Raw genomic sequence first — 10,040 nt, forward strand, 5'->3', positions numbered from 1 at the left:
GGAGTTATGTCACAGCCCCTTTTCTATCTCTTAATTCTTCTAAGAACAATTGTACTAACAATCAAAATAATTACTAAATTTCCAACATTTTATTCATCTTCTACAAAAATGTACACTTTTGTTAACATGATTATTTCTGTATAAAATATGTATTACTAGATCAGAATATAATTAAAATTCTTTACATAAAGATAGAATCACAACAATTTTCAACTCAAAATCATTGTGATTCCATTTATTTTTCATTAATAGCTAGATTCGAACGTATAGCACTGAAAAATATCATCTTAAAAAATTATCGTGTCGTAGCATCTCTTTTTTGAATATATTCATTTGTTGCCACTTTCCAATAGTTTCCTGAATCACCTAGATAAGCACCCCATCTTGATCCAGGTGCTAGCCCTTTATTTGCTGGCATCAATGTGTTCCTAGAATTAAAAGAATATACTTGAGCATAAGGGTGTGCAATTATCGTTATTGTATACTTTTTGGCAGCCATCATTCTAGTATATGTCTTAATTTCATTATTACTATCATTGTCAGCCGTATTATTATTCTCTTTTTGGTTCAAAGCAGTATTACTTTCACTATTTGAATCTTGGTTTCCAATAATTTCAAAATCATCTTTTTTCGTTAATTCCGAATTATAATCAGTTGATTCATTTTTTATATTATCAGACTCATCGGTAGTGAAATCATTTAATGAATTAGTTTCAACTTCGTTATCATTAACCAAGTCTGAATCATTTTCCACATCATTATAAGAAAACGCAATGTCAGATTTATCTACAGAATCACGTTGTATGCTTTCTTTACTAATATCATTTGAGTTAATAGTATCTGCATTTACAGTTGTACTAGTGCCAATGAATAATACCCCTACCCCCATTGCAACTGTGCTTGTTAAAATACTTCCTAATTTCATATCTATATTCCTCTTTTTCCTATACAAATAACATACACTTAGTAACAGAGTTTTTCAATATTTTTTTATTAACACAATATTTTTTTACATTATTATTTTTTTTTAGTTCTAAATGTCCTTTTACATCAACATATCATATGTTAAACTTGGTTCAAATTAAAGAGGGGGAGTTAAGCATGAAAAAAATTTTAATAATCACTGCTCTTACATTAGCAACCGTTTTTGCAAACGAAAACATCGTCAGTGCATCCATTGGTAACAACACAGGTTACACAGACAAATTAGTTTCTACTTCTGAAAATAGAAAAGAAACTGGGAATGTCTATCAGCGATTACCTAATTATAATGGCAAGGATATGATTATGATTGACCTAGATTCTAACTCGAAAAGAAGTGGCATAGATTTATATAAAATGAAAAACGGAAATTTGATAAACACTGGCAATAAAATTAGTCAGTTCAATAATCATCGTGCTATCTTCTGGAAAGCTAATTATATAAAAATCAATGGATATGACTATTGGAAAATCGGTAACAATCTATTTGTTGATTCCTCAAATATTTTCAAATTAAATGCAAAGCGCATGCAAGAAGTAGGTCAGGAAATTCAAGATTTTGGAAACTTTTATAAAAATACCGATCATAATAAACAGAATATAGATACAATAAAAGTCAACAATAAAAATGCTACCAATGTACCTGTAATGTCTCTTCAAAACGATGGCTCTTTTGCTTTGATTAAAAATAAAACATTATCAAATTATTCGGTTTGGCAAACAGATCAAGTTAAAAAATATAACGATAATATTTATTGTCGCATATCAACAAATGAATGGATTAACGCAACTAGTTACGTAGTTAAAAATAATACACAAGTTATATAAGCAAAAAGCAGACCAATTATCTCGACGTCAATAACGCAAAGATAATTATGTCTGCTTTTTATTTATAATTTAATCAAATAGTATTAAATTCTAATCCAATCGCCCACCCACTTGTCGGCTGAGTAATTAAATTGTCTCTTATATGCATGCCCATTAATATTTTTAAATCTCCATTCAATTATGGCACTGCGCGGTTGAATTTTAATTTGATTGGATTTATTAATGTTCTCACTATTAGACGCATCCGCGGTATCCGCCTGTGCTATTGTCGTTGTTATTGGCGAAACCAAAGAAACCACAATTAAAGAAATCATTATATTTTTTTTCATTTTCACTATTCTCCATTTTTTATTGGTAATCCCCGTATAGATTGGTCCTTTAAATTTGATACTTCACCACTATTATTACCATCAATTATTAAATAATAATGATTTCCCCTTTTCAGAATATAATCATTACCACTCTTTTTAATACTACTAGTAGATACAACTTTTTTAGGCGATGCATAATATGGTTCGAAAATCGTTGAAGTTAACAAAAGAGGTAATAATAGTACTAGAGCCAAAATATACTTCGAAGTATGCTTATAATCATATTCATTAAGTAAAAACTTTATTCTATTCACCAAAGAACTGCTCTCACTTAATGTGAAATTGGAAACTAGCCCACTCTCATTAAATTTAGTAACAGACTCTTTTGAATTTACGGCTTTACTAACGGAAACTAAACTTTCTACGTACTGAAAATAATCATTTGAGTTCATATTTTCAGTAACTTTTTGATCAACTGACATTTCAATAATTAAATTTGCTTGCTTTTTAAATGTGTATATTGGAATGAACCACCAATATATGCATTCTATAAATTCTAATAGTAATTTTTTAATCAAATCATTATTTTTTATATGTTGAATTTCATGATTTAAGATGATTCTCTCGATGTCTTTATTAGAAATATAATTTGGTAAAAATATTTTAGGCTTTATTATTCCAGCAACGAAAGGAGAATGATTAAAATTGAATTTACAAATAGTAAATCTATCCCCATTATCATTTAATCTAATTTCTTTAGTTATTTTAGAGCTAGAAAAAAGACTATTTAAACTTTTTTTTACTTTGAAAAAATTATATGAAAGAAATAGTAACCTAACAAAAATTCCCACTAACCAAATCAAAATTAATATTTGAAAAATATCGATTTTGAACAAAGATAATACCACAAAACTTTTTTTTCCCATCTTATACAAACTTGGTAAAATAACTGTGGAACGTATCGTCCTTGTATTAGAAAATTCAACTGGCAAAATCAGTCTCAAAAAAATAGGTAGACTTAATATGAGAAGAAAATCAGTCCTAATTAATTGCGATAATTTTTTAGACTTTAATATTAATTGAAGAAAACAAATCAAAATTAGTGTTAGTAGCAATGATACTATTATCGAGGATATCGATATTCTCATTTCTCTAAACCATTTATTTCTTTTTTCTTTTGCTTAATCATATCTTCTATTTTATCAAGTTCAGCATTATCACTTTTTCCAATAAAGTTTGTCAGGAAGTTGCTAATACCCTTCTTAGTCATAAGGGATTCGTAATAATCCTCTTCTGATAAGTTAGATATATATTTTCTAGTTAATACAGTTCCACTGTAGCCAATTGAATCAGCAATAACAAGATTTCGTTTTAAAAGTGTTCTCATTGTTGCTTGAACAGTATTTAGTGTTAGATTTTCCTTTTTTTTTGAAATTTCACGTGATGAAAGTGCCTCTTCAGAATCCCATAAGATTTTCATAATGTCAGCTTCCCTGCTAGTCAATCTTTTTTCTTTCATAGAATCATCTCCACTTAAATATCATGTTTAATTATACTTTGTCAGTAAAAAAAAACAACGTTAAATTTAATTCATCAATAGCAATTTAAAGGTTATCAAAGATTAGTAATAAAAATTATTTTTTCTCTACTTTGATTACTTTTTCAATAAGCCGAAAATAAATGTGAATAAACCTTCGTTTTACTAAGATCTATTCACACTTATTTTGGTTTATTTATATTCTATATCAAAGTTGAGAAATATCCCGGTATCTGCTTTTTCTATCTCTTAATTCTTCTCAAAACAATCGTACTAATAATCAAAATAATCACCAAAGCTGCTCCAATAACAGTCTGGCTAACGTGAAACATACTCAAGCCAAAGATGACTATAAAGGCAACGAATCCTAAAACCATCCCTTGTGTTAATCTGTCCATGGGTTTCCCCCTATTTTTTGAATCTCATAATCAAGGCGATTGCATAAATGACCAGACCGACTAAAACAGCATAAATAATACTTTGTAAAATGCCATTCATCCGTAAAGTCGAAACGATAGCAACCACTAACCCAGCTACCAACGCTACAACCAACATTTCAATCATCTGACGCATTCAATCAACCCCTTTACTTTAATACCAAGTGTACACTTTTGTGAAAGCGCAGACAAAAAAATACACTAATAATTAAATTAGTGTATTTTCTAAAAACTATTTCAAGGTTGAATCTGATGCTCTAATCCATTCATCAGTTGCGACACGATACATCTTTTGACCCTTGATTGTTGCTGAACGGTCTGTGTACCATGGAGTATTTGTATCTAGCGCACGGTCAATGATTACTTGTCCACGACTGTTATAAACAGGTGTGACATCTTTACCATTTGTTGTAGCTACAGTTTGTAGTGGTGTGTACTTGTAGACATCACTAGCTTTTACATATTCGTTTGTAGCAACACGATAGTATTCAGATCCATTGATTGATACTTGTTGATCAATAATCCAGCTTGAACCTTCTGAAAGAACAACATCGTTATTTAACTTACCATTCTTGTCATAAATCTTGATGTAACCATTTTTTGGATATCCAGAAACAATATTGTCCTCAGTTTGGTCAGATTTTTGAACATAAACAGTTGATTTCGGTGTGTCTTTATCGATTGTGTAGTTTACATCATCAGCACTAACAAAAGCATATCCTGTTGGAGCCTTAAGAACGATGGTTGAACCATTAGCTCCCTTACCAGCTTGTGTACCTACTTCTTTGCCAGAATCTTGGTCAACATAAGAAATATTGTATGGTGTGTCAGCAACTACAACATACTTAGTTACGTTTTGATTATTCTTGAGTAAGATAAATCCATTATCAAGGATAGATGCAAATGCATAACCTGATGGTGCAGTTAAGCTTACATAATTACCAAAGCTACCTGTTCCTTTAACTTCTGTACCAACAGTTTGATTACCATTATTCTTGTCTTTGAAAGTTACCGTATAACCTAAGGCATTATCACTATCAGTTAATTTTTGAATATAAATATCCTTTGTTGGTTGATCAGCATTAAGAGTTTGAGAACTATCTGATGGGTTTACTAACTTATAACCAGTTGGTGCACTAAGTGGAACATCCATACCATTATTACCAGTCAAAGTTTTGCTTTCTGAATAATCATCATTGATACTCTTAAAGTTTATTTTGGTAGATGCATCTTTAGAAACAAAATATTCTTTAAAGTTTTTATTAGCAAAATCAAAATCAGATAACGATGACTTTGTTACTGTATATCCTAATTGTGATACTGCATTTTGAACTTCAGAAGCTGGTATTGGAGTTTTGGAATCAGTTTTTAGGCCAAAATTATGTGTATATACTATATTTCCAGATTTTGGATCTTTATACACGGCCGTTGGGTAATAATTTGACTCAGTTGAATCAGAGCTTATAGCCATAGTATTGGTATATGTAATTGGTTTATTTGTACTATTATCTTTAATTTCATTACCTTTAGAATCAATTGCTGTTGCAGTTAAATCATATTGCCCAGAACTATCATTATCATTACTATTAACAATTGACACTTTATACAATTGATTATTCTTATTCTGAATAACCATCGGTTGCTTTATGAACTCAGTCGCATCCGATACGGTTTTAGGTACCAGTGACCAATCTGGTGCAGAATAAAGATTTACCGTTCTGTTAGCTGAAATACCTGAAGAAACATATGAATCACTTGGTGTAAAGGTTATTGTAACTGGATTTATATCAGAAGTAGACACTTTTCCACTGGAAGTAACGTCAGTTCCATTTTTGTTTCCTTTAGCATTATTTCCATTAATTGTATTAATAGAAACACTACCAATATCTGTTGCAGCTGAATTGATGGCATCTATGTCATCTCCTAAATCAGTGACACCACTATTATTATCTCGCTTGAAGTTCATCACTTGATTGCCATCAAATGACACCGTTGGTTTAGCATAATTATATTTAACATTAACAGTCTTAGTAGTTCCATCTAATGTGTAGCTAACTTCTTCTACAAAGCCAGTAGTATCGTTAGACTTAACAACCTTCATAGGAACTAATTGTTCACTATCATCAACAACGTTCAATTCGCCTTGTAATACTTTACTAAATTCAGTCTGAGTCTTTTTACCAAAAATAGGTGCGACTTTTATTGTCTGATTATTTTCCAAATCAGAAAACTTAGTTTGAGAGTTCACCTTATTAGCAGTAGAACTCGAATTGAGTAAATCGTTGATAACTTGAATAACGTTGTTAGCAACTGAATTCTTAAATTCACTTGTATCAACGTTTAATAATTTGTTTGATGTACTTGCAGCTTGAACGACTGAAGTATTTGCCCCTAAAATGGTGCTTGATAGCAAAATACCAGCCAAAACCATTTTCTTATATTTTTTCATAAACACATATCTCCCTGATAAATTAATATATATCTATATACCCTAAGAATATCAGTTATGCAGAAAAAAAGAAGGCATTATTTGTCGAAAATGTCTTCTTTATTGAAAAAATTTAACCAATATTTAAATATTTATAAGTTATTTAGGATTTTATTCTTTACGGCGGTGTCGCATGTATTTATCGTGATCTTTTTCCATGCCGCACAAGTACACAGCCGACAAAATGACGATCGCAAATAGTGCTAACACTGCGTTTGGTTGGTTCAGAAAAAAGAGTCCTATGGCAAGTAATACCAATACAACAATTGATAATCTCAGCGTGACCCTCGGTATTTTATCTTTCATAAGTAATTACCTCTTTGCTTTGAGATTGTACTCCTATTATGAAAGCTTTTGAGTCAGCACGCAATCACGACGCTTACAAATTTTATAATTTTTCACCGTTTGATTCGATGACTTGCTTGTACCAGTAGTAACTCTTCTTTGGTGTCCGACTGAAGTCACCTTTATTATCATCGTCACGATCAACGTAAACAAAACCATAACGTTTGGCCATTTGACCAGTACCAGCTGAAACTAAATCAATACAGCCCCAAGGTGTATAACCAATCAGATCAACGCCATCTTTAATAGCTTCTTTCATTTGTTCAACATGACCTTTTAAGTAGTCGATTCGATAATCATCATTGATTGAACCATCTTTTTCAACTGTATCACGGGCACCGAGGCCATTTTCAACGACCATAATTGGAATACCATAGCGACCATAAACGTCATTTAGATACCAACGAAGGCCTTTTGGATCCATACTCCAGCCCCATTCACTGTATTTCAAGTAAGGATTTTTAACACCCGTTGAGAAGTTTCCAGCAGCGTCACCCTTACTCTTATCAGTTGTCAAAGTATTAGATGAGTAGTAACTGAAACTGTAGTAATCAACCGTTCCCTCTTTCAAAATTTCTTCATCTTCAGCTGTAATATTCAGCTTAACATTGTGTTCATCCCAGAAACGTTGGGCAAAGTGTGGATAAGCACCACGGACTTGAACATCGCCACAATAGTAATTATTAATTTCATTAGCTAATTGTGCTTTCAAAACATCGTCTGGATTCGATGTTAATGGATAATTGACGTTACCAGCAATCATACAGCCAATCATGTTGTCAGAATTAATTTTGTGACCAACTTTAACAGCTAAAGCACTAGCAACGAATTGGTGATGCAAACCTTGAAGGTTATTTTGAATTTCTGCATCTGACATATTGGGATTGAATGGAGCTGAACCATCTTTCATTGGCAAACCGAGTGACATGTAGCCACCAAACAACATTCCAATATTGATTTCGTTGAAAGTTAACCAGTATTTAACTAAATCTTTGTATTCAGTAAATAAAGTTTCCGCATATTTAACGTAGAAATCGATAACTTTGCGACTGCCCCAACCACCATATGCTTCAGTTAAATGGTAAGGCATTTCGTAATGAGAAATCGTAACTAATGGTTCAATGCCATATTTATGACACTCTTCAAAAACATTACGATAAAAATCGAGTCCTTTTTGATTTGGCTTAGCATCATCGCCATTTGGAAAAATTCTCGTCCAAGCAACTGACATTCGATAAGTTTTATAACCCATACCAGCTAGTAACTTAATATCTTCCTTGTAGTGGTGATAAAAATCGCTACCTTGGTGAGATGGATAATAAGCGCCCTCTTTAATATCTTTGGTGAAGACACGTGGCTTGTCGTAAGTTCCACCTAACAAAAGATCAGCGGTACTAACACCTTTACCGTCAACATCCCAGGCACCTTCGTATTGATTAGCAGCAGTGGCGCCACCCCATAAAAAGTTCTTTGGAAATACACTCATATGAATTACTCCTTCTTTTTTAACTATGTTTATATGGTAACGCTTTCTAAATGGAAAAATAAACAATTAATTTTCTGTTACATTGAATTTCAATATATTTATATTGTTTATCGATATAAAAAGACGTAAAATACATTTAACAAATAATAGGAGCATTTATTATGAAAATCAAAACAACCTTGCTTAAAGTAGTTACTGCTGGTATCGATGCCTTCGTTTTATTGTTTAGCCTGATGCTAATTTTGGGATTATATACTTCACTTCGGGACTATTCGGTAGTTCCCTTTCAAATCACAACTATAATCGCGTTGATAGCAACTTGCCTAGTCGTTTTTGTTATCAGTTTTTTTCTATTCAAAATTTTTCATTTAATTGATCAGCATAATTTTTTTACTCAACAAGCATTACATTTTGTTCGTACCGTTCGTTACTTGTTCATCACAGCTTCTATAACTTTAGCCGGAATTCTCCCATTTGTTTATTATTCGGCTAAGCACGGAGATGCCCCTGGAGTAATGTTTATTGCCTTTGCTTTTGTCCTAGTTCCATTAGCAATTGCGGCTTTCATTTCTGTCATGGAAAAAATACTGATCAATTCCATTAAATTCAAGCAAGAAAATGAACTGACAATTTAGGTGGCTTATGATAAAAATAAATTTAGATTTACTCCTCGTTCAACGAAAAATGACTGTGACTGAATTAGCCGAAAAAGTGGGCATCACTCAAGCCAACATTTCTATCCTAAAAACTGGTAAAGCTAAGGCTATCCGCTTTTCAACGCTCGAAAAAATTTGCCAAGTTTTATCATGCCAACCGGGTGATATATTGGAATATGTCCCTGACGATTCGTCCAATTAACTAAATTCATTTAACTTCACAAAACTATCACAAATTATTTAAAATATATGAAAATACCTATGGTAGAATTAATGAAAAGGTAAATGAAAGGAGTCTTCAAAATGTCTGAAAAGATAATTGCTGTGGCCCTGGATATCAACAAGATTCCCTATGTTAATAATATTGAAGTTATTTTTACACCTGGGAAACAAAAAATTTGGTACACATCAAATACTGTGTCGATAGAAATTCCAAGATACATTAAAATAGGTGATGCCATTTTAAACAACCTAATTAAAAAGTTTTCAAAAAAATCAAAACGACTCGATCGACTCGAATTTAATTACTTTGCTAAAAAAGTTTCTAAGCAACTTAAAAAGACAGATTACTACGATTTAATTTTTGAAAATGATCAATTAAAAAATCAAGTTATGTCAAAACTCAATAGTCGTAAAACATATCGTGTTAGAAATAGTAAAAGAGCTTTATCCGCTGAAGGATAAGGCTCTTTTTTTATATGCTATCTAGAATTGAGATATATCAACCAAAACAATTTATATATAAAACTAATACACTAGCCTCCGAATGCGAAAAATACAGGCAACAGTGCAAGTGGCGTTAAGGCTTTAGCCTTTACACCACGGGACGAGTTTTGAAATTCGCGTACTTTGCGAAGTTCAAAATCGAGCCGAAAGACCTTGGCTTTCGGCGGTCCCCACAGCAGCCTGTATTTTTCGTGTTCGGAGGCGGACCTCCTCAAAAAAAATAGGGGCTGTGACAAAAGTCCTTA

At 32.0% G+C, this 10,040-nt stretch carries 13 protein-coding genes; 4 read left to right on the forward strand and 9 right to left on the reverse strand.

All coding sequences use genetic code 11. The annotated features are described in order from the left end of the window. Positions 1-295: 295 nt before the first annotated feature. Positions 296-925: a hypothetical protein gene (locus FD31_RS13115; RefSeq protein ID WP_057893237.1), complete on the reverse strand. Its 630-nt coding sequence runs from the start codon at positions 923-925 to the stop codon at positions 296-298. Between the two features lie 176 nt (positions 926-1,101). Between FD31_RS13115 and FD31_RS13120 the strand changes: the two genes are divergently transcribed. Next, the gene (locus FD31_RS13120) at positions 1,102-1,809 is read left to right on the forward strand and encodes a hypothetical protein (RefSeq protein ID WP_057893238.1); all 708 of its coding nucleotides are present in this window, start codon (positions 1,102-1,104) and stop codon (positions 1,807-1,809) included. An 83-nt stretch (positions 1,810-1,892) separates the two neighbouring features. Here FD31_RS13120 and FD31_RS13125 read toward each other — a convergent pair whose 3' ends face one another. The 8 genes from FD31_RS13125 to FD31_RS13150 form a co-directional block, all read right to left on the reverse strand. After that, positions 1,893-2,138: a hypothetical protein gene (locus FD31_RS13125; RefSeq protein WP_057893239.1), complete on the reverse strand. Its 246-nt coding sequence runs from the start codon at positions 2,136-2,138 to the stop codon at positions 1,893-1,895. 5 nt (positions 2,139-2,143) lie between these two features. Continuing rightward, positions 2,144-3,112, reverse strand: a complete 969-nt coding sequence (locus tag FD31_RS13130; protein WP_057893240.1) for a M56 family metallopeptidase — start codon at positions 3,110-3,112, stop codon at positions 2,144-2,146. 152 nt (positions 3,113-3,264) lie between these two features. After that, on the reverse strand, positions 3,265-3,639 hold the full coding sequence (locus tag FD31_RS13135) for a BlaI/MecI/CopY family transcriptional regulator (protein ID WP_057893241.1): 375 nt from the start codon (positions 3,637-3,639) through the stop codon (positions 3,265-3,267). 260 nt (positions 3,640-3,899) lie between these two features. Beyond that, the gene (locus FD31_RS14190; RefSeq protein WP_157049172.1) at positions 3,900-4,055 is read right to left on the reverse strand and encodes a hypothetical protein; all 156 of its coding nucleotides are present in this window, start codon (positions 4,053-4,055) and stop codon (positions 3,900-3,902) included. 10 nt (positions 4,056-4,065) lie between these two features. Next, positions 4,066-4,230, reverse strand: coding sequence for a hypothetical protein (locus tag FD31_RS14195; RefSeq protein WP_157049173.1), 165 nt, complete (start codon positions 4,228-4,230; stop codon positions 4,066-4,068). A 96-nt stretch (positions 4,231-4,326) separates the two neighbouring features. Next, positions 4,327-6,543 carry an SLAP domain-containing protein gene (locus FD31_RS13140; protein WP_057893242.1) on the reverse strand — a complete coding sequence of 739 codons (2,217 nt, stop codon included), beginning with the start codon at positions 6,541-6,543 and terminating at the stop codon, positions 4,327-4,329. A gap of 150 nt (positions 6,544-6,693) precedes the next feature. Beyond that, entirely contained in the window at positions 6,694-6,888 is a 195-nt protein-coding gene (locus tag FD31_RS13145; protein WP_057893243.1) for a hypothetical protein, read from the reverse strand. Positions 6,889-6,970: 82 nt separating this feature from the next. Next, positions 6,971-8,413 carry a glycoside hydrolase family 1 protein gene (locus tag FD31_RS13150; RefSeq protein ID WP_057893244.1) on the reverse strand — a complete coding sequence of 481 codons (1,443 nt, stop codon included), beginning with the start codon at positions 8,411-8,413 and terminating at the stop codon, positions 6,971-6,973. A 161-nt stretch (positions 8,414-8,574) separates the two neighbouring features. Here FD31_RS13150 and FD31_RS13155 point away from each other — a divergent pair, with 161 nt between their 5' ends. The 3 genes from FD31_RS13155 to FD31_RS13165 all read left to right on the forward strand — a co-directional run bounded on the left by FD31_RS13155 (position 8,575) and on the right by FD31_RS13165 (position 9,753). Then, a complete protein-coding gene (locus FD31_RS13155) occupies positions 8,575-9,048 on the forward strand; it encodes a DUF2975 domain-containing protein (protein WP_057893245.1) in 474 nt (157 codons plus the stop codon). Positions 9,049-9,055: 7 nt separating this feature from the next. After that, entirely contained in the window at positions 9,056-9,271 is a 216-nt protein-coding gene (locus tag FD31_RS13160) for a helix-turn-helix domain-containing protein (protein WP_057893246.1), read from the forward strand. Positions 9,272-9,372: 101 nt separating this feature from the next. Beyond that, the gene (locus FD31_RS13165) at positions 9,373-9,753 is read left to right on the forward strand and encodes a hypothetical protein (protein ID WP_057893247.1); all 381 of its coding nucleotides are present in this window, start codon (positions 9,373-9,375) and stop codon (positions 9,751-9,753) included. The last annotated feature ends 287 nt before the right edge of the window (positions 9,754-10,040 follow it).

The organism is Companilactobacillus nantensis DSM 16982 (assembly GCF_001435815.1).
Classification (GTDB): Bacteria; Bacillota; Bacilli; order Lactobacillales; family Lactobacillaceae; genus Companilactobacillus; species Companilactobacillus nantensis.